The sequence below is a fragment of the Bacillus sp. FJAT-27251 genome, from assembly GCF_001273925.1.
Taxonomy (GTDB): domain Bacteria; phylum Bacillota; class Bacilli; order Bacillales; family Cytobacillaceae; genus Mesobacillus_B.
The window spans coordinates 3,901,692-3,926,435 of sequence record NZ_LIGG01000001.1 but is presented as its reverse complement, the minus strand read 5'-3'; the positions used below and the strand labels follow the sequence as shown (position 1 = coordinate 3,926,435).

Sequence of the window (24,744 nt, the reverse complement as noted above, 5' to 3'; positions counted from 1 at the left end):
CAATCCCCGAGCACCTAAGTGGCATAACCTAAAATATCATACAATAAAGGAGGAATTTTATTATGCCTTTCTTCTTAGGTGGTTTCGGTGGTGGCCCTCGTTTTGGTTTCCGTCGAGGTCCCGTTTTTGGTCCTCGCTTTCGTTTTCGCCGTGGTCCTGGTTTTCGTTTTCGCCGGGGCCGATTTTTCTATTAATGGTTGACAGTTTTCTCACTATTCAATCTCCGTAAAGTGTTTCACACAACTCATTTTAAGGAGGCATCTAATCCTTACACTAGTTGTCTTTTACGTATCTTGTTTTGAAGCTGCCCCCCTTGCAGGAACTTCAATTGCATTGACCGTTTGGTGTGACCAGCACCACGGTCTTTTTTATTTATGTGATTATCTGAGTCATCCACCCTCGAGCTTCGCAGACTTCGTCCCTATGGCAATTATGTGTGATGGCGGAGCATATGGATGTGGATGTAACGGGATGATTAAAACGAGCATATAATCTAAAACAAACTGGAGGTATGTTGAACATTTAACGGCAGCTGAAAGCCTAGGGGAAAGAGGGTTTTTTCCAGCCAAACTTGATCCCAGTGCCTAAAGTGAGGTGAAACGATGAAAATTCTTATTTCAGAATTTCTACCGCAATCTGGAATAAATCATTTGAGAAATATAGCAGATGTGGAGTTTTTACCAGATTTATGGAAAAGCAAGGGCGGATTGATTGAAAAAGTTAGGGATGCAGATGCCTTAATTATCCGAAACCAGACCGTTGTTGATCAGAATGTGCTATATGCAGGAAAGAATTTGAAGGTAATTGGTAGATTGGGCACCGGTCTCGATAATATTGATTTATTTACAGTGAATCAAAAAAATATAAAAGTGGTGTCTGCAAAAAATGCAAATGCGATATCGGTAGCTGAATATGTCATGACGGCTATTCTTACATCCTCCAGGAATATCCTGGAAGCAGGAGGAGATGTTAAAAAAGGGAATTGGAATAGAAATCTTTTTACCGGAAATGAGGTGTTTTGTAAAACATTAGGATTAATCGGGACAGGAGAAATTGGTCACCGACTTGCAAAGAGGGCCCTCGCATTTGGAATGAAGGTAATGGGATATGATCCTTATGTTAGGCACTTAGATTATCCATTTGTAGAAACCGGGATCATGAAGGCTGATTTCGAGAAAGTGTTAAGAGAGTCGGATTTTATTAGTATCCATATTCCATTAACGAGTGAAACCCATTATTTATTTAGTACAAAAGAATTTAAATCCATGAAAAAAAATGCAGTCATCATCAACACTTCGCGTGGTGGAATTATCGATGAAGCGGCTTTATTTGAAGCAGTCACATCAGGATTGATTGCTGGCGCCTATCTGGATGTACTTGAGAATGAGCCTATTACAAGGGACCACTTTTTACTAAAGAATAACAATATCTCCATCACCCCTCATATTGCTGGATTAACGGAAGAATCACAAGAAAGAATATCGACCATTATTTCAAACGAAATTATAAAGGTCCTTAATGGGGAAGATTCACTATTTTTATTAGACAATCTATAACGTTAAAGAACGGATCTTCAGTGAGGAAGCGGGCAGGTAATAAGCGGAGATTTTCCGGTTAAATGAAAAATGGAGCTGATTTCAGGGGAAATAAGGGGAAGTTTTCCGGTTAAATGAAAAAAGGAGCTAATTTCGGGGTAAATAAGGGGAGGATTTCCGGTTATGCAAAGAAAAAACTCCCATTTTCGTATTTTTTGAGTCAATAGGCGGATTTTCTCCGTCTATTTTAGCTGTTTTTAATGGTAATTACTAATTAGGCGGAATTTTTCCGTCTATTTATCATATCCGGTGCTAGCCTGACCTCCAAACTGTTAAAGCGCTCCTACACTCAGAAAATCATCCACCCTTGGGATTCACAGCGAGGTAGATGATCCCCACTTTTGAATTGTTTAGCTAACAGCGTACTTTCTATTTTACTAACCGTTTGGTGTTCCATCACCAGCGGTCTTTTTTATGTGTCTAAAAGGATTCAATCTCCAGTTCTGCTTTTAAAAAAATTTTGTCCCACCATGTCCTCTTCGTCTCTTTTTCCCTATATAGAAAGTGAAGGATTAATACATAGGAAAATGGGGTGCGGTGGTATGTGCGGTTGGGTGAAGCTTTCTCGGGATATTGTCGATACGGAGCTGTGGCGGGAGGTGGTGCCATTCCGTTTGTTTGTGTTTCTCTTGATCAAGGCATCAAGGGAAGAACGGGTGGTGAATGGCTTTATGCTGAAGCGCGGGCAGTATATCCGGGCCTATTCGAAACTCGCGGAGGATTTGGGCTACCGGGAGGGGAGAGGCGAAAAGCTCTACTCGAAAAGCACGATTAAGCGGGCCAGTGACAAGCTGGTGAAAAAAGGGCTGGTTGCAGTGGAAGAAACAGCGGTTGGAACGCTGTTTACGGTACTTGCTTATGATGACATCCAGGACAGCGGGTTTGTTGAATTTTTTTACCCTTCTTTTCGCGGAACGGAGAAAGAACCTTCCAGTAACCAAAACGGACAGAAGAGTAAACCATATCAAGAAGAAGAGAAGAAAGTGGAGAAGGTAAAGAAGAAGAATGATGATGGTCCGCGGGAACCCCAGCATGGCGGCCAGGCCGGTGATGCAAGGGTGGCCGCCTTGACGGAAAAGTTCCTGTCCCTTCGCGGCCGGGGTACCACATTGTCGCCAAGTGACATGAATGCGATAGAAAGAGTGGCTGCGCTTCAAGTTCCACTTGAACAGCTGCTCCTCTGGATGGACGAAATCCACGCTGCTTATGCTTCCCAGTCTCCAGGAGAGTCAATCAGCAGCATGAAGTACTATGAAGCTGCCATCTCGACGAAATCGAGAAAGTCCAGAATGAAAAGCCAACCTGACTCCCAATCGTTAAAGGAGCGGATCCTTCTGCTTGAGCGGCAGGGAAAAATAGAGCCAGGAGAGGGAGATGGCCATGGGCAGCGATGAAGTATCTAGCATCCTAGTTAAGATCCAGTCGGCTTATCCACACTTTAAAGTGTGTGACGACACCCTGCTTCTTTGGATGAAGATGGGCAGGGAGATGGATTTCAGCCTGGTGATGCGCAAGCTGCTTCTCCATATCGCCAGAAGTCCATATCCTCCTTCGATTGCCGAGATTGCGGCATACAGGGAGACAGAAAATTCGTTTCTTGAAAAAAACATCCAGTGGGAACGGGAAGGGCGTGAGCGGATTGAACATGACAAAAAGAGCGGAAAGCGAAAGCCAGAGCCAGCATGGATATCCTTACAAGGCAGAAAATGAACTATTAAAAGCGGAGAATATGGTGCTTGGTGCGGTCTTCCTTGAGCCTAAAATCATCAATGAACTTATCCTCGAACACCGCCACTTTTCGACCATTCGCAATCAGATGATTTACCAGGCCATGCTTCGGCTTCGGGAAAAAGGCCGGCCCATCGACATGGTCACGATGATTGCTGAACTTGGCGACGAGCTAGGTAATGTTGGCGGCGTCAGCTATCTGACTTCGGTGGCCGTTTTGTGTCCTACCACAGCGCATGTGGAACACTACCAGGAAATCGTCCTGGAACATTTCAAAATCCGTGAAATCAAGCTCGCTGCGGCAGGATTCTGCCACAATGGAACTCCTGAGGAAGCAGAGAACCTTTACCAGACCTTCATCGCGATGCAGGAACTCGGCATGAAGCGGGGACGGTCGAAAGAAGATGTACTGATGGAAATCCATGATGAACTGTATCAGGACCAAGCCAATCAGAAGGGCGTGAATACGGGCTTTGTATCGCTCAACCGAATGACAGGGGGATGGAATAAAGGGGATTTAATCATATTAGCGGCCCGACCATCCATGGGTAAAACAGCGTTCGCCCTCAATCTAGCAATGAACTGCAGTAAAAACGGAGGCACGGTCGACTTTTTTTCGCTGGAAATGCCGGATATCCAGCTGGTCAAACGGATGCTGAGCAGCATAACTGCCATCGACGGGGCGAAATGGCGGGATGCCTATCATCTTTTTACGGAAAGGGACCAAACATCTGCAGAGCAGGCAATGAATCTGTACCTGAAATGGAATATTCAGATTCATGACCAGTCACGGCAGACGGTAGCGGATATCCGCGCGAGAATCCAGAAAACCCGGCGCCAGTTTCCTGACAGCGAGTATCTGGTCGTCATCGATTATCTTCAGCTCATTGCCCAAACCGGCAAGCACGACCGGCATGACCTCGCGATCGCGGCTATTACGAAAGAACTCAAGCAAATCGCCAGACAGTACCATGTGCCAATCATCCTCCTGTCCCAGCTGTCAAGGGGAGTCGAGCAGCGAATGGATAAGCGGCCGATCATGTCCGACCTGCGGGACTCCGGAAGCATCGAACAGGACGCCGACGTCATCCTGCTCCTGTATCGGGACGAATACTACAACACCGACAGCAAAGGGAGCAACATCATCGAAATCGACATCGCCAAGCAGCGCAACGGCCCAGTGGGAATCGTGAAGCTGGCGTTTGAGAAGGAAGTCGGGAGGTTTGTGGAGGTGTGAGGGGGCTCTAGCTTCATTTTTTATAATATTATTTAGGAGTATTCTTAACTGAGGAATTAGCGGAAGGAAATAAGCGGAGATTTTCCGGTAATATGCAGAATGGAGCTTGTTTTGGGGGTGAATAAGCGGAGATTTTCCGGCTATGCAAAGAAAAATGTCCCATTTTCGAATTTTTCAGGTTGATAGACGGAATTTCTCCGTCTATTTAAGTCTTTTTTATTAAAAATTATTGATTAAGGGAAATTTCTCCGCTTATTTTTACGATCGGGTGCTAACAAAAATGGGGACTTCAATCCCTCACTTTTAATCTCTTTTATAGAATGAAGAATCTTAGTTTCTTATATAAAAGGGCCAGCCACCATCCAAGAAAAAGGATAGTGACTGGCACTTTTCAGTTAACGATCAAACGATTCAAAAAGAAAGGATTGTCCTTGTCGATAAAATCGCGGATCATAAACACCGATTTGTTCATCATCATCCACAATGACAACAAATGGTGACCACTCGTATAGAGTTTTGGCAGCCGGGTTATTTGCGAACAGATAGTCCAGGTCCGCATCCTCCCGGGATTCAAGTACATACAGAGTTTGTTTCGGCTGGAAAATGCCGTCTTCATATATGGTCACAGTCTCTTCCTGTTTCGTGATCACCTGAAAGGTTGTAGGGATAAAACCGGCCGATAGAGCCACTTGCTCATACTCATGGCTGTATTTTTGATGAAAATAATAGCCTTGGAAGCTTTGGAGTGCTACGTGAAGAGCAATGAGGATCCAGGCAGCCCGGAAATATACAGGCCTTTTTCCAATCGGCTTCTTCCTGGATAAAAGATAAGCACTGGCCATCAGGATCCAAAAAACAAAATCAATAATCGGAATCGTTCCAAAGGTAATTCGCATTTGCGAAAAGGGCTCCAGATAGCCTGTACCCCAGGCATTAAAGAGATCGCTTGTCACATGGATAATGGATGCAAGCCAACCCAGGAAAAACAATCGACGGTCTTTTACTTTAAAGAAAACCAAACACAGAACATAAAAAAGGGCCGCCCATAACGGTGTCAGAAAAATAGAATGGGTAAGTCCGCGATGCCACATTTGATATAAGCCTTCCGTATCCCAAAGTTGTGAAATCACATCAATGTCAGGAATCTGGCTTGCTCCAACCGCGGTGACTAAATAAGCCATTCTTGTTCTGCGGTCCATTTTTTCTTTATTAACGGAACCATATAAAGAAAGTCCAAAAAGTGTATGAGTAACCGAATCCACAGCTTTATCCTCCGAAATTGTGGGGCATGGGGGCGGTTCTCTTGCCTCACTAGTAGACAGATACAAAGAAAGAGAACCTATGTTCGTTTAAAAATGGTATAATAAAAAAGCAATAGAATAGGAAACTCAAGGGTGGTCAGCTCATCCCCAAAGGAAAGGGGGTGGTGCTGAGACGGTATTCGAAGCATTAATGTTTGCATGTACGTTTGCAAGCTTAATCATTGAATCCTGTCTTTTAACCAAAGAAAATAATCCACCCTTGAGCTTGGCAGCCTGGTGGATTATTCCCATTTTTTAAGCTGTCCCCCTTGCAGGGAACTTTCTATTGCACTGACCGTTGGTGTTACAGCACCAACGGTCTTTTTTAATATATGTGTTTATGTGACTTTATTATACCCGAAACGGGAAGCAATGAAAACCAAAAGGTTGTTTTGTAAAAGGGCTTATTGATCTGGTTAGGCCGAATCACATTATAGATCGGAAATCATACCACCATCGACAACAAATTGGGCTCCGGTTGAATAGCTGGAATCGTCAGAAGCAAGGTAGACAACCAAATTAGAAACTTCTTCAACTTCTGCTCTTCTTCTCAGTGGAATATCCTGTTCAAGCTGCTTTAGGTATTCTTCCACATCCGGCTGGTCTGCCATAGGGGTTTTGATAATTCCTGGGTGGACAGAGTTTACACGGATGTTATGCTGTCCAAGCTCAGTAGCCGCGCCCTTAGTCATACCGGTGACAGCATGTTTGGAAGCACTATAGGCGATAGCCGTTGGCGCACTCACCAGGCCATCTACGGATGAAATATTGACAATCGAACCTACACCAGCTTTTTTCATCGAAGGCAATGTTTTTTGCATTCCCAGGAAGACACCAAGCTCATCTACCTTAAAGGTTAATTCAAAGTCTTTTACAGTCAGTTCTTCCAACGTTTTGAAGATTCCAATTCCCGCGTTGTTGACTAAAACGTTGATAGGACCAAATGCTTCTTCTGTTTTTGCGACAACTTCGATCCAGTTTTCTTCATTAGCAACATCCAATTTAAGGGCGATTGCGTTGTCTCCCAATTCATCTGCCAGTTTTTGAGCACCTTCAAGGTTAAGGTCGGTAATCGCTACTTTCGCGCCTTCTTCCACGAATTTGCGAGCATGCATGGCGCCCATGCCTTGTGCTGCACCTGTGATGATCGCAATTTTCCCATCTAATTTACCCATGTTAATCGTTCTCCTTTCAAAGTCCACATCGTTATAGAGGATGGACAATTTTTAATATAAATACTCTCCCTACAACTTAATAGTAAATCTTCTGATAATTATTTTCAAACAAAGTGTCTCGAAGTAAAAATATTTTAAAATAGTAAATTAATGGATGCCTTTTGATCTGGCTCTCTTCGTGGTAGTCTTTATTCCCATTAACTTTGCTGCTAAGGGCTAAAGACCTAGGAAAAATCTTATGGAACTTATCGGGAATTTTCGTGATTTGAAACGGCAGCGAAACGTTATGATTCTTTGTTGGATGGGAACAGTAAGCGGCTGCTGTTCAGTCGGATGAAACACAAACTATTTAAATTAATAGATATGAAAAAAGGGCAAACTAATAAGAATGATCTGTATTTCCTATTATTTTATGGGAAAATAGGGTTTTTTTGTATCTTTTTGTAGTTATTTACAGGGTAAAAAGTTCCATAAATAGTAAAAAATAACTAATTTTCATAAATTTCTCAACATTCAGTGTTTTATATGGTAAAGTATTCATAAAGATAGGTTTGGAAAATATGTAAAATAATACCACTGATACATTCTTTTATTAAAGGGGGTGTTAAACATAATTTTTTCGAAGTCTAATATAAACGACTCTAAAGAAATGGCGTTTATGGATCATTTCAAGGAATTAAGAAAAAGACTAACTTACATTGTAATAGCATTTGTTCTGTTTTTTATCTTATCTTCTCTATCAACTCCTTATTTAATTAGTCTGCTTAAGAGTAATGCGATCAATCATTCTATTGATTTAAACTTATTTAAAATGAATGAGGCTGTAACTATTCACATCAAATTAATGCTTTTTCAAGCAATAATATTATCTTGTCCCATTATCGTCACTCAAATTTATCAATATGTAAAACCTGCCTTAGATTTACATACTCAAAAATTGTGTACAAAAATCATCCCCGTAGTTTCACTTCTGTTTTTAGTAGGATCTCTTTTAGGATATATCTTGATCGTACCTTTATTAACATCCTTTTTTCTTTTTGTCGCTAACGAAACTGGCTTGAATACCATGTTTAATTTCACTGATTATTTAAACCTTGTTTTAACTATAACGCTCATTTTCGGACTAATATTAGAGGTTCCTGCATTTTTGGGGTTTTTAACCACATTGGGGATTCTCCAAACGGATGTATTGAGAAAGCTTCGAAGGGTTTCATACGTAGTTCTTTGTGTTTTTTCCCTTGTTATAACGCCTCCAGATTTTATTTCCGATTTAATCGTAACCTTACTTATGTTTTCTTTGTATGAAATTAGTATTTTAATTTCATCACACATAGAAAAGAGAAGAGAAGTATTCCATCTAAAAAAGAGAGGGGATGAGATAGGTTGAGTCAAATAGGTGTGCCTGGGTTAATTTTTTTAGTCATACTGTTGATCTTTTTGTTTGGCTCTAAAAATCTTCCTGATATTGGAAGGTCTTTGGGGAAGGGACTAAATGAGTTTAAAGCTGCGATAAATAATTCTAAAACCCACACAATAGAAAAAAACAACCACAACTCTGCGGATAAAGAAGCAAACAGGGAGTAAAAGTATGATTAGTATTGTTAATGTTTTACTAACTATGGTTTTTACAGTATTTGCAATTTCTTCTCTCCCAAAATTAATTAGCCTTAAACACTTTGCTAAATTGGTTGCAGATTATCAAATCGTCCCAAGAAAAGCATCCATGATAATTGGTTTTACTTTACCCTTTTTCGAAGTGTTATCTTGTATCTTTTTGTTTGCAGATGGATTTATATTAACAGCATCTTTTGCCTTTTTGTTGTTATTGATTGCCTTTAGTTTCGCGGTTTTCAAAAGTCTCGCTGCTGGAAAAAAGATCCACTGTGGATGCTATGGAAAGTTTATCGATAGCGAAGCTGATTCTTTTACCATTTTCAAGTTAATTAGTTTATTAGTTTCCATGGTAATTGTGCTAATATCTTTTACCTTTGTACCAATGGAAAATTTAAAATTCGAATTTCATATAATAGGGTTTGCTTTAGGTTTAATGCTATTAGTTTTACAAATTTTATGGACATCTCATAGAAGAAGACTTCAAATTTTAAGTCAATAAAAAATAAATAAAGATGAGAGGGATGGTAAAGATGAGTGAGTTCCTGCTGTACTCCAATATCCTGCTTTGGATTGTAGTATTGGTATTTTTGGTCTTGTTTTTTATGATTTTCAGACAGTTTGGAGAAGTTTATCTTTCTACTTCCGAGGGGATCTCCCGTGATGGAATCCCGGTAGGAGAATCCTTTCCTAAATTTCCTGAACAAGTTGTTTTAAAAAGTAAGGAGTCTACTAATTCCATTACAAACCTTCCAGAACTTGTGGTTTTTGTTAGCCCGAACTGTGGAGCGTGTAAAGATCTCCTTTCAGATTGGAATAAGTATAGCTCTAATTACAAAAATTTGTTGAACTTAACAGTTGTTATTTATGGTACCAGGGAAGAATCGCAAAAGATGCTGGAGAAAACACAGCTAAAAGGGAAAATTGTTTTGGATGAAAACGGTGAATTAACTGATAACTATAAAGTTCGGGTTACACCGTTTGCATTTATACTTGATGAGAAGGGGGTAGTTAAGGCAAAGGGACTTTGTAATGGAGAAGATCATATCAAAGGATTAATGACTATGCTTAACAAGGAGAGTATAGCCATATAATCCAAGTTAACAGGAGGTGTACTATGAGGATTTTGGATAAACTGGATAATTTATTCAAACTTTTGTCAGAGCAAACGTCTCGAACAGTTGACAGAAAAAACTTTTTGAAGATTACTGGTGCAACAATTTTCACTTCCTTAATGGGCTTTACATTAAATCCTGCTACTGCTTTAGGCGCTAGTAGTTCATGGTGCCAAGTGACTGGAAGTACAATGCAATCATGCAGCCCGCCTAACGGAAAATATTGCTCTGGATGTCAAAGCAGTTCCAAGTGTCCATCAGGATATAAAGTTTCTTATGCGTGGGGATATGCCAGTACCGGGTGCTGGTGTTATAAAGGACTATATAATACCAGATATTGCTGCGATTGCACTCTAAATAATCAATACACCAGATATTCTTCAGACTGTGGGTGCAGCCACTATGTAACGACCAAATGGTAATATAAAATGGGGACAAAATATAGTATTGCCTGGTCTTCCTAGCGATACTATATTTTGTTTTGTAGGGGGGATAAAAAATGGAATTGAGTATCGGGTTAATACTTGCCGTTGTAGCGGGGATCTCTACATTACCAACAGTCTGAGGGATCAATGTATCCCTTGCGGTAAATCCTCTCGGGCAGAGGATTAATACGAGAGAATTTTTAAGTAGATTGACCACCTATATATTGTCCATAACAATATCCGGTGCTCTATTTGGATTTTTATTTACGCTTATTATTTATGTTTTTAGTTACCCTTTAACTCAAAATATAAAATCTGTCTTATTAGGGATCATAATTATCCTGTATATTGTAAAGGATTTTGGCGTTGCCACAATTAAGATCCCTCAGAGAAGATGGCAAATCCCTGATCATTGGGTTTCTCATGAAAATGTCCATAAAAACATGATGGTTTGGGGAGGTATATTAGGGGGAGGTATATTCACATATATTCCTCATGCTTCGTTTTATATTTTGTATCTTTATTCCGGGTTCTTCTTAAATCCTATATACGGTTTAGCATTAGGAGCCCTTTATGGATTTTCCAGGACACTGCCTATTATAATTATGCGAATACTATATTTTCTTATTGGACAAAACAGTTTAGAGCTAGCTATTTCCAAAAGGCTTGAGGTCTTAAATAGAGCTATTAATATCTCTGCATTAGCCATAAGTATGTTTATTTTAGTTCATCAATTTTGAATAAACTCTTAATAAATATATAAGGAGCATGCAATGAAGAAAAATTTTATATTTTTGATTTTAATAGGAATTCTAATTATGGGCTGCAGTAACGAGGATACAAAAGTAAATGCTAATGGCTCTAACGAAGAAATAGAAAATAAGATTATAAATGATGTAAAAAGAATGAATAGTGTGAACTGGGAGCCTACGGGAACATTTAAAAGTGAAGAATACGTTATGAGAGGAATACCAAATGAGATAGGATTCATCGATGAAACATTTACGGCTGGGGTGACCAAAAAGTACATGTGGCATTTTTGGGGTGAATCCCTTGAAGGAAATTTAAGAATTGTAGCAGTTAAGGAAGGGGAATTGCGACCAACTCCTGTACTAGTTAAAGATGAGGAACAGGTTTGGACATATAATAAACCATTAGCTGGTATTAACGGAGCTGATATCCATATCCCATCTAATATGAAAATTCCCGAATCAGGAAAGTGGGCTTTGTTAGTCTATTTGGGAGAGAAGTATATCAATACAATAGTAGTCGAAGTAGAATAAGGCGAATGCCATTAATTAATTATGCTAGAGCAATGTTTACGCTAAATAAATGGCTATATTCCCTTGTGGACCTAACAATCAAGCAGTCTTTGTACTGATTCTGGGACACTATCAATGTGTCTAAAATCAGAAATCCAAAGGCTGCTTTTTTTGTTTGTCTGCGGAAAGAGGTAGCTGGAAGATCCAATATTAGAATGGATGTAGACATAACCCGCTCTGTGTTTTGAACGGGATACAGGACATCTCCTTTGTTCTGTCTTGTTTCTTCTAACTGAGACTCGAGCTCCCTAAGTTTTTCAATTATTTTAGCGTATTTGGATTCTTTTGTATCTGCATATGAGCCTTGAGCTTTTCAATCTGTTGCTCATTTCCTCCTCAACACACCTTTTTTCACAAGATTAATAAGCGTCCCTTTATTTTTATACCGCTGATAGGCGATGAGGCGGTTTAAATCCTTTATGGTCAGCTGCGATGGTTCGATGGCCAGTTCGAATTCACGATTGAGCTTTTCAATTAAAGAGAGCGCATAATCGATTTGTTTAGCGGATAAAGTATAATCTTCTTCGATTTCTACTTGTGAGGCCGAAGCTTGTTCGGCTAATGAAGATTGCAAAGAGGCCGTGTGTTCCTTGACCTTGGCATCCACCAAAGCCTCTATTTCTGATTGGCTGTACGTCTTTTCATTGGCAACTTGAGCGGGCTTAAAAAACTTTTCGATAATCCCCTTAAGCATTGGTTTCACTTCACTTTCAATTGGTCCTTTCTTACTATTATCAAAAGAATCTCGCGGAAAAACAATAGCTAAATTACATTTTATTGATAGATTTACCTAAAAACCCCAGACGCAGGGGATTCATAGTCCAGGAGGAATAGGAAGTAAGTTATCAATTACTGTATAATTTTGGAGGATTAACTAGATTTTTGTAGTATAATAAAGGAAAATGACATGTGGAGCGTATTTTTATGGCGATTACGATACCGGATTACATTCGGTCTTCAGCTACTGCTGGAGAACGGCTATTTTTCCGCACACTTAAAAACTATCTGCCGGATGATTATATTGTCTACTATGAACCTGAGATATTAGGAAAGCGGCCTGACTTTGTGATTATCGGCCCAGAGTTGGGAATCGTTGTTATAGAAGTAAAAGATTATACAAAGAACACCTTGCTGCAAGTCAATCATGAGGAATGGCATATTGTCGCTTCCAACGGGGAGCAATCTGTCCAAAAAAGTCCATTGAAACAGGCAAGAGATAATATGTTTCATGTGGTCGACGTACTGAAAAAGGATAAAAACCTGGTTCAATTGGAAGGGAAGTATAAATTTCAGTTGAAATTTCTTTATGGACATGGCGTTGTTTTTACCCGGCTCTACTCTAAAGATTTTATTGAAGAAGGGTTGTATTCCGTGATTGCTCCCGAATTTTGCCTGACAAKGGATGAAATTGATCCGGATAAGGAGAGCTTTTCGGAAGAGGTTCTCATGGAAAAAATCCTGAACATGTTTGTCGTCCCTTACCGTTTGCGTGAACCACTATCATTCGAAGACATCAATGCAATCCGCTATCATCTGTTTCCAGAGGTTCGGATCAGTGCGGAGTTCAAGCCGCCGGTTCCATATCAGGATCAGTTGCTGCTGTCTCTGCATGATATCAAAACCATGGATCTGCACCAGGAAAACCTGGCAAAGCAAATTGGGGACAAAAACCGTTTAATCCGCGGTGTGGCAGGAAGCGGCAAGACCATTATCCTGGCGAGCAGGGCGAAAATGCTGGCGAAGCAACATCCTGATTGGAAAATCCTGATTCTTTGCTATAACATTTCGCTTTCGAACTCCATTCAGCAAATGATTTTGCACATGCTGAATGAACCAGAGGATTTGTTTGATTTCGATTTTTCCGCCGAGAAGCCTGAAAACCCTACGAGCAGCAAGAATATTCTCGTCCGAAATTTTCACTCTTGGCTAAAAAATGATTTAAAGATTCATGAGCGCCAAATCCCTGTGCTGCTGGAAAAACTTAAGAACAAAGAAGCCATTCTTCCTACTTATGATGCGATTTTAATTGATGAGGGCCAGGATTTTGAAGCGGATTGGCTAAGTCTTGTCAGCTCTGTATTAAACGAAAACACCCAATCACTATTATTAGTGGAAGACCGGGCCCAAAGCATTTATAAACGGAAACGCTCTCTGGTCCAGGATACCGGGCTTAGCTTTCAAGGGCGATCAAAGGTTCTCTCCATTAATTACCGAAACACAAAGCAAATCGTTAAGTTTGCCTGGGACTTTTACCGTAAGCACTCCATGTTTAAAAAGAAAGTGGTCAATCGTGATCTGGAAGGGGAAATTATTGCACCGCAAAGTACCAAGCGGAAAGGTCCGGAGCCTGGAATACTCAAAACGAAGAACTTTCCGGAAGAGATGCAGCTGGTGGCCAGGATGATCCGGAAGCTTCATCAACAACGAAATGTGCCCCTACATGAAATGTTAATCCTTTACCGTGTAAAGAAAACCCACAATCACCATATTATTGACACGATTAAACGGACCTTGGCAGCTGCAGACCTGCCTTTCTATTGGATTACCGAAAATGAAAATTCGAAGCGGTCGTTTGAAAAAGAAGATAACCGCGTCAAAATAAGTACAATCGACAGCAGCAAAGGACTGGATTTTCAAGCCGTGTTCATCGTCAATGTCGATTCGATGCCTTTTCCTTTAGAAGAAAACAAGGAACGGGAAGTGTCCCTCTTCTATATTGGCATGACTAGAGCGAAAGAATATCTTTGCCTGTCCTATTCAGGTGTCTCGGAGTTTACTCAATATCTGGATACTGTAAAAGAAGAACGGGAAGGAAGCAAGGGGACGGTTCGCGTGCGTCATTTGACATGAATTTTCTCTTTTTTCACTTATCCGGGATTTATCAGAATAAGTTGGTGAACTAGACAGCAATTCTTATACAAACAACTTACACAAGCGTAGGCAGTTCTTGTTTGTCCAAAAGAATAAAGGGTAAAAACCTATAGGTATCGTCAAAGCATGGTTAAAATATGGGAAGTTAAATTCTTTAACTGTTGACAATTTGTTGTAAATTTTTGAGGCTTGTTGAAAATATTGTCTGTTTTTTGTATAATTTTTCTATATACTTGCACACTATGCCTGTTTTAACATAGTTAAAAGAGGTGATTTAGGATGTGCAACGAGGAGGAAAAAGATATGGCTACGAGTACTATTTTTGACCCATATACTCTGACTGAATCTGATGTGCAAAAACTACTCAAAACTCCCAGGACTAAAATACCTGAAACAAACTTATTTAATGATATAAAATTGAGCAATAAAGACAGAATACGTCATGCAGAAAGTATTCTGAAGTCAAGAAAATGCAAATAATAAGTTTAGAAAGTTTAATTAAAGCATCTGAAGAAGAGAGTGAGGTTAGAGAATTTCTCTCTTCTTTTAAATGCGTAAAAAATAAAGATGTCGAATTATTTTTACATACTAAAGCAATTGAAAATGAAAAAAGATCGTTCACTCGGACAAGTCTTGTCTTAGATGAAGAAAACAACAATGAAATTGTGGGATACTTTTCCTTAATGATTAAACACTTTAACTTTCATGATGTATCAAAAACGTCAAAGAAATTATTAACCGGTAATAAGAACGCAGATATTTTCAATTCCATTCTAATAGCTCAACTAGGAAGATCTGATCTTTACAAAGGAAAAGTCGAAGGTAAGAAAATTTTACTGTTGGCACTGGGAAATTGTTTATTAATCAATAAACTTTCAGGCATAAGGATTGTCTGTGTAGAGTATGATGATGAGCCGATCCTTAATGACTTTTATTTAGGCAATGATTTTAAAATCTTACAGACAAATGCTTCTAAAAAGATATTGGCTTATATGAGATTATAGATATTAAACTAGCATCCTAACAATTAGGATGTTTTTTTCTTTTTCTCCGTTAACCCTAATAATTGATTTAATGGTAAATCACAAAAAGCTGCAAGCTAAAAACCTCCTCCTAATATTTGTTATAATAAGGGTAAAAACCCACCCAGAGGTGTTCACATGAAACAAGGAATCTACGAGGAGATTATCAATCAACAACTAAAAAACGAATTAGAAACTCTCGACCTTGAAGAATTCGAAATCGGTACTGAACAAATCGATCCTGAGGAAGCGAGAAAGCTCCTTTCTACCTATATATCTGCGATTACCAGAAAAGCTTTAAAGTTCGTCCGAGATAATGGGAGCGATGGAAACCAAGCGCTCATGGACCAAATCAGAACGTGCAATTTTTCATTCAGATTTGGAGACACTATAGGAATTAGTATATAAATTATTTTTAGAAAATTATTATTATGATAAAATTGCTTTTTTTAAAAACTGATCTATTCGATTAACTGTACTATCAAATTCCAACTTAAGATCGTGCTCCCACACACGAAGGACCTTCCATCCTTTATCCAAGTAAAATCTTGTCACTTCTTCATCTCTTAATTTATTTCTTTCTAGTTTTTTTAACCAATATTGTTGGTTTGTTTTTGGCATATTTCCATGTATTGAGCAACTATGCCAAAAACAAGAATCAATAAAGATTACAATTTTGTATTTCTTAATAGATATATCTGGCTTACCAAACATATTTGTATTCTTGCGAAATCTGAATCCCTTCTTCCAAAGTGCTTTGCTAACTTCATTCTCTAACTTAGATACTGATCTTATCGCCCTCATGTTTTTAGATCGCTGCTCTTTTGAAATTTTTTCTGCCAATTAGATCACTTCCTGTAAAAGGTTCTTTTAAAAATTTACCCTTATCTTTTATGATTAATGCAATTTGGTAAGGTCTATTGTTTATTATAAAAAAATGATATAATTCAAAAGTTAGCCAAGTTATTTGATAAGAACAACCGTTCTGTAGTAAAATAAAAAGTAATTAAAGTTACTTCTTATAGAAGTGAGGTTTTTTTATGGAAAAGTTTAATGTCATGGATCTCTTCGCTGGTGCAGGAGGCTTAAGCAATGGATTCGAACAAACTGGAAGATTTAAAGTTAAGGTTGCAGTTGAAATTAATGAATATGCTAGGCAGACGTATGAAATTAATCATGATGGAGTAACCTTACATAAAGATATTACTAAACTAAAATATAGGAACGATTATGGTGAAAAGAATACAGAATTTAGAGATATCGATATAATTATAGGAGGACCTCCTTGTCAAGGTTTTTCAAACGCAAATAGACAACAAAACACTCTAATTTCTTCTAATAACCAGTTGGTCAAAGAATATATCAGAGCAATAGAAGAAATACGTCCTAAAGCATTTGTTATGGAAAATGTCAAAACTCTTGAATCTGATAAACACATGTTTTTTTTAAGAGAGGATAACGAAAGTGAGCTTGAGAAGTTAGGGATAGTTGCTAAAGAGGAAAAAATTAACATAGGGAGCATTACTATATACACCGAGAGATTGGTCAATTTTTTATTAGAGGCATATCAAAACAAAAGAAATTTAAAGCCTTTCATTATTAAGAATGAACTAATTTCAAAACTAAATAGTCTTCTTAGACAGGTTAAGAAACACAGAAGCGAAGACTTAATAAGTTTCTTAGAAAAAGAAAGTAATCGTAAATTTTTCATAAATAGTCCTAATATAAAATGGAAATGGAATGATGTGCATGCTGACTATTGGGATCCTGAATATCAATTAGAATGGCTAGAATTAGGGAATATTCTAAACCACTCTATTACAGAGAGACAAGCTGATCTTACAGAATTAATATCTTTATTAGAGCGGATTATTGAAACACAAAAAATTATTAATAAAATTTATGAGGTTATAATTAACAATGTAAAAATCTTTGGGTTTGAAATTAACGACGCAGATCTGGTCATCAAGATTAAAACTTTCAATGTATTTACTTATATTAAACGTAAGCTTTTAGATTTAGGATATGTTATAAACCAAGATGATTATATTTTTAATGCTGCTCAATATGGTGTTCCTCAAGAAAGAAAAAGGTTAATATTAATGGGTGTACTAAAAGAACACTTAAAAGGAGAAGCAATACAGGTACCAAAACCATTATTTTCACATAAAAATCAATTCTTTAAGATTTATGACGCAATAGGGGATTTAGAGGGCATAACGCCAAATACTGATGTAAAAGATGATGAATTAGACAGGGCTTCTTATCCGCCTATTTTAGATAGTACTTTAAATATGTACCTAAACAATAATGGCGATTCAAAACTATTTAATCATGTTATGACTGCTTCACGAGAAGAAGCATTGAAAAGGTTTAGAGCCCTTAAGGAAGGTCAGAACTTTCATGATTTAGAAGATTCACTAAAATCCACATATACCGATTATACTAGAACACAGAATACTATCTATAAGAGGCTTGCTTATAGTGAAACATCAGACACAGTTGTCAATGTTAGAAAATCTATGTGGATACACCCAACAAAAGACAGAGCCATAAGTATAAGGGAGGCCGCAAGGTTACAGTCTTTCCAAGATTCCTACAGGTTTTTTGGAACAAAAGACTCACAATATCAGCAGGTAGGGAACGCTGTTCCGCCTCTTTTAGCAAGATTCATAGCGGAAGGTTTACTAAAATCGTTAGGAGAAGAGTTGGATAATAATACAGGGGATTTTTTAATTTCAAAAGAAAATGCCTAAAGAATTATTTTAATATATGATTTAGCTGCGTCTATTTGATGCAGCTTTTTTGCCGATACAATATAATTATTCCAATTCTTTAAAAGTATAAAAATTATCATTAAGTTAATGTACAATTAATATAGATAGGCATTTTTGAATAAAACCTAGAATCAAGCTATTTTTATTTAAGTTAAGCTAGTAAGAAAAATACTGAGTTTATTAAAAGAATCTTTTATTTATATAGTTTTGTAACAATGTTAAAATTTTCAAAAAGAAGGTGGCAAAGTGAAAACAGAAGAAGCTCAACCAATTGTTTCAAACTTGCATTGAGAGACATAGGTTATACTTTTGAGGTCGGCTGTGGCTGATGTACTTGATAATAGCATTTCGGCAAAAGCGACCTCATATACAAATTGCTTGTCAACCAAATTTAGAAACAGAATTTTCTCTCCTTGGCGACGGTATTGGAATGACAAACGCGGAACTAATAGAAGCAATGCGAATAGCTACAAGTGATCCGGGTTCTCCAAGAGCCAATGCTGATTTAGGACGATTTGGATTGGGTTTAAAAACAGCATACTTTTCCCAATGCACGGATTTGACAATCTTATCAAAATGGCATCGTTTCCATTAAACAATGGGATTTGGAGTGCATTTCTAATGTAAACGAGTGGTTCTTAATAACACCAGACTTACAGGAATATAAAAATGCACCTTTATTCAATGAGTTTTTAAGTCAGGAAAGTGGTACTTTAGTAGTTTGGCGAGAAATTGATACTTTTCAGGAATCTGATATTCAATGAATACATTGAGAGAACATTTATCTAGTATTTCACTGTTTTTTGAGGGGTCAGTTCCAGGAAAAAAAGCATTGAAAATAAAAGTTAATGATTATCAATTAGAACCTTTTAATCCTTTAACCCAAAACACATAGCAACTCAACAACGGATGGCGGAAAAAATAAAATTTTAAAATTTGCCGGATCATTCTAAATTATCACTGCAAGAATTTGATAAATTCGCTACAAAAGATGGTTATACTAAATCTCAGGGCTTCTATCTATATCGAGATCATCGCTACATGGTGGGGCATGCACAAAACTAATGATACACATAAATTAGTTTGGATAAAAATAGATATCCTTAATAATCAGGATTTTGTATGGGGAATAGATATGAAAAAATCCACCGCTAACCCTGTTAGTGAGATTAAAAAGATTTTAGAAGAATTATTCAACAAGTATCAGTAAAAGGGTCGAGACCATTTACGGGTAGAGGGAAGAGGATAACTGATAATACAATTATACGTTTCTGGGAACTTGTGGCAGATAATAATAATATTACATTTTTTATTAATCGTAAACATCCAATGATACGAAAAATATCAAAATAACCTGCTAGAATAATATTTATGGAAATCAAGTGGAAATAGGTGAACTTAATGGATGAAATAATTACGCAACCATCGGCTTCTCCAGTAATCCAAGCTTTACGAAGCATTGGGTACAACTCCCAGACAGCGATAGCTGATTTAATAGATAATAGCATTGATGCTAAAGCGACTACAGTTAGTCTTAATTTTACGTTTAACGAAGGAAATGGTTCTATTAAAATTATTGATAACGGTATCGGTATGGATGAATTAGAACTACAAACAGCAATGACCGTTGGATCTAAGGACCCGAGAGATAAACGCGAGCGTGATGAATTAGGTAGATTTGGTATGGGATTAAAAACTGCTGCTTTTTCTTTGGGTAAACGATTAACCGTTGTTAGTAAAAAGGACTCTAATTTCTCTATCAGATGTTGGGACTTGGACTATGTAAGTAGGAAGAATGAATGGCTACTTTATAATTCAATCCCTGTAGATATAACACTAAATTTCGACGAAATCCAAGGGGATAGCGGTACCATTGTGTTTATTGATAAACTAGATAGATTTTGTGGTTATGGAACAAATAACATTGTTAAGTCAGGTAGCTTCTTTAGTAAAGTAAATCGTATTCATAAGTACCTTGAGATGGTTTTTCACGTCTTATTAGAAAGAGAAATCCTTTTGGAGATTAACGGAAATCAACTTTTACCATGGAATCCATTCTTAGAAGAAAATCCTCGATGTTATGAAGGGGAAATCCAATTTCTTCAATCAAATGGAAAAAAGGTAGTCGTTACTCCTTATGTACTTCCACACCCTTCAACTTTTAATAAAAAAGAGCATAGAGAGGCTGGGGGTATAAAAGGCTGGAGAGATCACCAAGGTTTTTACATTTATAGGGAGAATAGATTGGTATCATATGGTGATTGGTTCGGATTATTTCCTAAAGATACAACCTCAGAATTAGTAAGAATTAAAGTAGACTTTACTAATGATGCGGATGAAGAGTGGAAGTTAGACGTTAAGAAATCTACTGTCACTATTCCAGAAGATATAAAGGAAGCATTAGAAGCAATAGCGAAATATTATAGACAACTCTCCCATGAAATAATGCTCTATAGAACTAGGGCATCACGAACAGGGGAAAAAGTTAAAGGCTCATTAAACACTTGGGAATTACACTMGGATGACAATATTAGTAATTATGTGCTTAACAGAAACCATCCTATATTGACACATATTTTAAAACAGTTAGATGATGAGGTAAAAAGGAAAGTAAATCTTTATCTTAAGTTAATTGAGTTAGGATCACCTAACAATCTATTAAAGACGGAATCAATGGTTAAACAAGAGAGGCAAACAATTGATGAGAGCCAGAAGAAAACAATTATAGAATATGCAGAAATTCTTGTAAATTCTGGTGTGGAAATAAGCTTGGATCAAATCTCCGAGTCCATCTCATTAATGAATGGCTTTGAAAGTATCGAGATTCATACTATAAAAGATATTGTAAAGAAAGAAGTTGTTGCTAGTGTCAAATTTTGATAGAGATAGCTATTTGATTATGATTGATAATTTATTCACAATGTACAAAAACTATGGAATGCAAGACCCTTTAAATCAAGCAATAAGGCAGACGGAAGAAAATTTTACTAACAAAGTGGGACAGCTGGAAGAGGGTTTAAAGGAAAGTTTGGCCTTGGAAGCTTACGCAAAGTACGGGTCTTTTAATGTAGAAAAGCCCGGTGTTTTAAAAGGGAATGGATCATTTAATTGGGGGGATTTCTCTAAGGGATATTCATACTTCTGGCCAAGATATGAAAAATATCTTTTAGGTGAGAAGAAATGGGATTCTGATACGGTCAGCTCTATAGATATTTCTACCAATGAGATACTAGATTGTATAGGTAACCCAAAGGCAAAAGAAGACTTTGATAATAGGGGGTTGGTATTAGGGTATGTCCAATCCGGTAAGACTGCTAACTTTACAGGGCTAATCAACAAAGCATTTGATGTGGGTTATAAACTAATAATTGTATTAGCTGGAATGCATAACGATTTAAGGACTCAAACCCAACTTCGTCTAGAAAAAGAGGTTGTAGGAACCATAGATCCTATCACAAATGAGAGGCAAGGGGTAGCTAAGATAAAAACTGGTGGTACACAAATAGAAACATGGACTACACCACAAGAGGATATCTCAACAGCAAATGCCATAGGGATTAGGAACTTAGAAAAGCCTATATTGGCAATTGTAAAAAAACATAAAGATGTCCTTCCAAATCTTATCGACTTGATTAGGAATAGTATTAATATGTCTGATGTTAATCCGCCAACTTTAATCATTGATGATGAGGCTGACCAAGCTAGTATTGATACAGGTAATAAAACCAAACCAAGCACTATAAACAAGCAGATTAGAGAGCTATTAAGCTTGTTCGATAAAAAGGCATATGTGGGGTATACTGCTACACCGTTCGCGAATTTATTAATTAACGCTGAGGCGAACCACAAAGATGTTGGAATGGACTTATACCCAAAAGACTTTGCAATATCTCTGCCTAAACCTAAGGACTATTGTGGCCCAGACGAGTTCTTTAACACATCAGGATATATGGAAGATAATAAGCCAATGTATATTAGATATCTTAGTGAAACAGATGTTAGTTTACTAGATGATATAACAAGTAAAGATGATACAGATATATTTAAACAAGTTCCACCAACGATGGAGGAGGCTGTTCTTTCATTTTTATTAACAATTGCTATTAGAAATCTGAGAGGACAAAAGAACGAACATAATTCTATGCTTATACACACTAGTAGGTTCACGGATATCCAGAACTCTATGTGCAGCGTTATTGATAAGTTTTATAAGAAATTATCTAATGAAGTACTTTACGACTTGGATAGTAAGTATATAGATAAATTAAGAAATTTATATGAAGAAGATATTATTCCAGTTCAATCATTTAATAAATTGTCTGAAGAAAACGACAAAGTATATTCTTGGGTTGAAGTCTTTAAAGAAGTTCGAAAGATTATTGGTAAAGTAGAAGTAATGGAAATAAATGGTGAAAGTGATGATGCACTAGAATATGAAAAGCATAAAGAAAATGGATTAAATGTAATTGTAATTGGCGGGAACAAGCTATCAAGAGGATTAACCTTAGATGGATTATCCATTTCCTATTACTACCGAAACAGTGCTATGTACGATTCATTAATGCAAATGGGAAGATGGTTTGGGTATAGAAAAGGGTATATGGATCTGTGTCGTATTTATACAAGTAAAGATCTGGCAGATAACTTTGAACACCTGTCGAATGTAATGAGTGAGCTAAGAGAAGAATTCAAAAAATATGATGAGTTAGATGTTACTCCCGAAGAGTATGCTGCTAAAATGAAAGATCACAAGAGCATGAGTGTTACTAGTCCAAATAAAATGAGGGCTGCGGAAAAAACTCCAAATTACTCAAACAGTCTTCAACAAACTCGTATCTTTGATAAGGATAAGGCTTTTTATGAAATGAATATGGATGCAACTCTAAAATTACTCAATAGTATTGATGATCAATTTAAAATAAAAGAAGGCTCTACTCGGTACCATATAGCTAAACAAATACCAAGTGCTACTATTATTGAATTTTTATTAAATTATCAAACTAGCTCAGCTGCTTCAAAAGTCAATAGTAAGAAAATAGCTAATTATATAGCTGATTTAAACGCTAAAGGAAAGTTGAATACATTTAATGTAGCTGTTGTAGATGTAACGCCTAGTACATTGAAAACAGAGCAAGTAAAAACAAAGAATATAAAAAAGTGGAAAGTCAACTTAGGTCCGGTATCAATTGAGAGTGCTGTGTTAAGAAGTATTGGCAGAGACAAAGGAAAAGCTAACAAACTAGTAGATCTTGGCGCAATTGTTGCTTCTAATCAAGAGTTTGTTGACATTGAAGTCAGCTCGAATAACAAAAATGAAAATAGAAAACTACGGAACAAAGAGAACCCCGTTCTTATGATTTATCCATTGCATCCTGATGTGGAACCATTTAAAAAGTTAAAAATAAACTTCAGCGAGAATTTAGTACCGATAGGGATAGCTTTATCTTTCCCAGATATTGAATTAGAACCTACAAGATCAGGTGATAGAGCCAAAACTAGCAATGGGTACGTTCATAATCGAACAGTTGGAAGGAATAAATAATATGATAAATATATCCAATAGTTTTAACACACTAGTGGAACGAGCGTCAAAAGAAGAAAATAAAGATGTATACCAGCTAGAACCAATCTATTTTCAAAAGCCTTACTTGTTAATAGGCTTAGATTTATTAAATAATCAAAAGCGATTATATATTGATATTACTTATGAGAATTGGAATTCTGAACAATTAAAAGCATTTCCAATGTGGAGAGGAATCCATATTAATCAAGAGTACTTTGCCAAAATTGGACCATTAAAAGAAAAAAACTTTTTGGTTATATCACAAGAAGTTGATGAGAGTGACGATATATTCGAAAATGTGCTACAGAACATCGTAGATCACATACTAGTAGACGAAGAATTACCTTTGTATACTTCGATATATGAAGTGCTGGATAGATGGCATAATTTCTTTAAAAAGAAATGGGATGCAAAACTTTCTGAAGAAGAGGAAGCGGGATTGTTTGGAGAATTATATTATATTAACAAATGGCTGGAATATTTTCCGTCGGATCCTCCCTTAATCATTAATGACTGGAAAGGACCCCTAAGGTTCCGAATAGACTTTGTAAGAAAGAAAAGTGGTATAGAGATTAAAACTCTCTCCCCAAAGATACGGGATGAAGTCAAGATTTCCAGTGAAAAACAGTTAGAGCTGAATCCAGTTATTAACGAGCTGTTTTTATATGTGTTAAAAATTGAGAAGAACAATACAGTTGGCTGCACTTTAGAAAATACAGCAAAAAGCATTGAAGAGAAGCTTATAAAAAAAGCTCCTTCACTTGCGGTTAAATTTAAAGAAATACTTCTATTAAACAATATTAAAGTGGAAGAGTATAACAGTAATTATTTTTTTATACATGAAGAATTAGCCTATGAGGTAAGAGAAAAGTTTCCTAGAATAGAATCGAAACAGCTTCCTAAAGGTGTAAGCAGGATTTCCTATTCTTTAGACCTATCTCATTGTGAGGAATTCATAGTGGATGTGGAAGACATTTTTAAGTTGAATAAAAGGAAGTAGAG

General features: G+C 37.2%; 23 protein-coding genes. 18 read left to right on the top strand and 5 right to left on the bottom strand.

All coding sequences use genetic code 11. From position 1 onward, the window contains the following. Positions 1–60: 60 nt before the first annotated feature. The gene (locus tag ADU22_RS24785; RefSeq protein WP_156324396.1) at positions 61–213 is read right to left on the bottom strand and encodes a hypothetical protein; all 153 of its coding nucleotides are present in this window, start codon (positions 211–213) and stop codon (positions 61–63) included. Between the two features lie 389 nt (positions 214–602). Between ADU22_RS24785 and ADU22_RS18390 the strand changes: the two genes are divergently transcribed. From ADU22_RS18390 to dnaB, 4 genes are all read left to right on the top strand, one after another. After that, on the top strand, positions 603–1,556 hold the full coding sequence (locus tag ADU22_RS18390; protein WP_053363465.1) for a hydroxyacid dehydrogenase: 954 nt from the start codon (positions 603–605) through the stop codon (positions 1,554–1,556). A gap of 581 nt (positions 1,557–2,137) precedes the next feature. Next, positions 2,138–2,989 (top strand): hypothetical protein, encoded by an 852-nt coding sequence (locus ADU22_RS18385; RefSeq protein ID WP_053363464.1) that lies wholly within the window; start codon positions 2,138–2,140, stop codon positions 2,987–2,989. Continuing rightward, on the top strand, positions 2,970–3,305 hold the full coding sequence (locus ADU22_RS18380; protein WP_053363463.1) for a replicative helicase loader/inhibitor: 336 nt from the start codon (positions 2,970–2,972) through the stop codon (positions 3,303–3,305). Before ADU22_RS18385 ends, ADU22_RS18380 begins: the two co-directional genes overlap by 20 nt. Next, positions 3,241–4,560 carry a replicative DNA helicase gene (gene dnaB, locus ADU22_RS18375; protein WP_082252922.1) on the top strand — a complete coding sequence of 440 codons (1,320 nt, stop codon included), beginning with the start codon at positions 3,241–3,243 and terminating at the stop codon, positions 4,558–4,560. The genes ADU22_RS18380 and dnaB overlap by 65 nt, the downstream gene beginning before the upstream one ends. A 395-nt stretch (positions 4,561–4,955) precedes the next feature. Here dnaB and ADU22_RS18370 read toward each other — a convergent pair whose 3' ends face one another. After that, positions 4,956–5,822, bottom strand: a complete 867-nt coding sequence (locus ADU22_RS18370; protein WP_053363462.1) for a metal-dependent hydrolase — start codon at positions 5,820–5,822, stop codon at positions 4,956–4,958. A 470-nt stretch (positions 5,823–6,292) separates the two neighbouring features. Beyond that, on the bottom strand, positions 6,293–7,036 hold the full coding sequence (locus ADU22_RS18365) for an SDR family NAD(P)-dependent oxidoreductase (RefSeq protein WP_053363461.1): 744 nt from the start codon (positions 7,034–7,036) through the stop codon (positions 6,293–6,295). Between the two features lie 658 nt (positions 7,037–7,694). Between ADU22_RS18365 and tatC the strand changes: the two genes are divergently transcribed. From tatC to ADU22_RS18335, 5 genes are all read left to right on the top strand, one after another. Then, positions 7,695–8,423: a twin-arginine translocase subunit TatC gene (gene tatC / locus ADU22_RS18360; protein WP_197280088.1), complete on the top strand. Its 729-nt coding sequence runs from the start codon at positions 7,695–7,697 to the stop codon at positions 8,421–8,423. After that, positions 8,420–8,620 (top strand): twin-arginine translocase TatA/TatE family subunit, encoded by a 201-nt coding sequence (locus tag ADU22_RS18355; RefSeq protein ID WP_053363459.1) that lies wholly within the window; start codon positions 8,420–8,422, stop codon positions 8,618–8,620. Before tatC ends, ADU22_RS18355 begins: the two co-directional genes overlap by 4 nt. 4 nt (positions 8,621–8,624) lie before the next feature. Beyond that, the gene (locus ADU22_RS18350) at positions 8,625–9,149 is read left to right on the top strand and encodes a MauE/DoxX family redox-associated membrane protein (RefSeq protein WP_053363458.1); all 525 of its coding nucleotides are present in this window, start codon (positions 8,625–8,627) and stop codon (positions 9,147–9,149) included. Between the two features lie 31 nt (positions 9,150–9,180). Then, entirely contained in the window at positions 9,181–9,741 is a 561-nt protein-coding gene (locus ADU22_RS18345; protein WP_053363457.1) for a redoxin domain-containing protein, read from the top strand. 1,219 nt (positions 9,742–10,960) lie between these two features. Beyond that, positions 10,961–11,470, top strand: a complete 510-nt coding sequence (locus ADU22_RS18335) for a DUF4871 domain-containing protein (protein ID WP_053363455.1) — start codon at positions 10,961–10,963, stop codon at positions 11,468–11,470. A gap of 364 nt (positions 11,471–11,834) precedes the next feature. On the opposite strand, the gene ADU22_RS18330 is transcribed toward ADU22_RS18335, so the two are convergent. After that, a complete protein-coding gene (locus ADU22_RS18330) occupies positions 11,835–12,203 on the bottom strand; it encodes an ABC transporter ATP-binding protein (RefSeq protein WP_156324394.1) in 369 nt (122 codons plus the stop codon). Positions 12,204–12,433: 230 nt separating this feature from the next. Here ADU22_RS18330 and ADU22_RS18325 point away from each other — a divergent pair, with 230 nt between their 5' ends. The 4 genes from ADU22_RS18325 (at position 12,434) to ADU22_RS18315 (ending at position 15,810) form a co-directional block, all read left to right on the top strand. Further along, positions 12,434–14,359, top strand: a complete 1,926-nt coding sequence (locus tag ADU22_RS18325; protein WP_053363454.1) for a 3'-5' exonuclease — start codon at positions 12,434–12,436, stop codon at positions 14,357–14,359. 324 nt (positions 14,360–14,683) lie between these two features. After that, the gene (locus tag ADU22_RS25050) at positions 14,684–14,860 is read left to right on the top strand and encodes a hypothetical protein (RefSeq protein WP_197280087.1); all 177 of its coding nucleotides are present in this window, start codon (positions 14,684–14,686) and stop codon (positions 14,858–14,860) included. After that, positions 14,851–15,384 carry a hypothetical protein gene (locus ADU22_RS18320; RefSeq protein ID WP_053363453.1) on the top strand — a complete coding sequence of 178 codons (534 nt, stop codon included), beginning with the start codon at positions 14,851–14,853 and terminating at the stop codon, positions 15,382–15,384. The genes ADU22_RS25050 and ADU22_RS18320 overlap by 10 nt, the downstream gene beginning before the upstream one ends. A gap of 156 nt (positions 15,385–15,540) precedes the next feature. Beyond that, positions 15,541–15,810: a hypothetical protein gene (locus ADU22_RS18315; RefSeq protein ID WP_053363452.1), complete on the top strand. Its 270-nt coding sequence runs from the start codon at positions 15,541–15,543 to the stop codon at positions 15,808–15,810. Between the two features lie 21 nt (positions 15,811–15,831). On the opposite strand, the gene ADU22_RS18310 is transcribed toward ADU22_RS18315, so the two are convergent. After that, positions 15,832–16,245: a very short patch repair endonuclease gene (locus ADU22_RS18310; RefSeq protein ID WP_053363451.1), complete on the bottom strand. Its 414-nt coding sequence runs from the start codon at positions 16,243–16,245 to the stop codon at positions 15,832–15,834. Between the two features lie 197 nt (positions 16,246–16,442). Between ADU22_RS18310 and ADU22_RS18305 the strand changes: the two genes are divergently transcribed. The 5 genes from ADU22_RS18305 (at position 16,443) to ADU22_RS18290 (ending at position 24,742) form a co-directional block, all read left to right on the top strand. Further along, the gene (locus ADU22_RS18305) at positions 16,443–18,158 is read left to right on the top strand and encodes a DNA cytosine methyltransferase (protein ID WP_053363450.1); all 1,716 of its coding nucleotides are present in this window, start codon (positions 16,443–16,445) and stop codon (positions 18,156–18,158) included. Positions 18,159–18,507: 349 nt separating this feature from the next. Then, positions 18,508–18,774, top strand: coding sequence for an ATP-binding protein (locus ADU22_RS25295; RefSeq protein ID WP_231687911.1), 267 nt, complete (start codon positions 18,508–18,510; stop codon positions 18,772–18,774). Between the two features lie 806 nt (positions 18,775–19,580). Then, the gene (locus ADU22_RS18300; protein WP_053363449.1) at positions 19,581–21,059 is read left to right on the top strand and encodes an ATP-binding protein; all 1,479 of its coding nucleotides are present in this window, start codon (positions 19,581–19,583) and stop codon (positions 21,057–21,059) included. Beyond that, positions 21,046–23,721 carry a Z1 domain-containing protein gene (locus ADU22_RS18295; RefSeq protein WP_231687910.1) on the top strand — a complete coding sequence of 892 codons (2,676 nt, stop codon included), beginning with the start codon at positions 21,046–21,048 and terminating at the stop codon, positions 23,719–23,721. Before ADU22_RS18300 ends, ADU22_RS18295 begins: the two co-directional genes overlap by 14 nt. A gap of 1 nt (position 23,722) precedes the next feature. Beyond that, on the top strand, positions 23,723–24,742 hold the full coding sequence (locus ADU22_RS18290; protein ID WP_053363448.1) for a PD-(D/E)XK motif protein: 1,020 nt from the start codon (positions 23,723–23,725) through the stop codon (positions 24,740–24,742). Positions 24,743–24,744 lie beyond the last annotated feature (2 nt).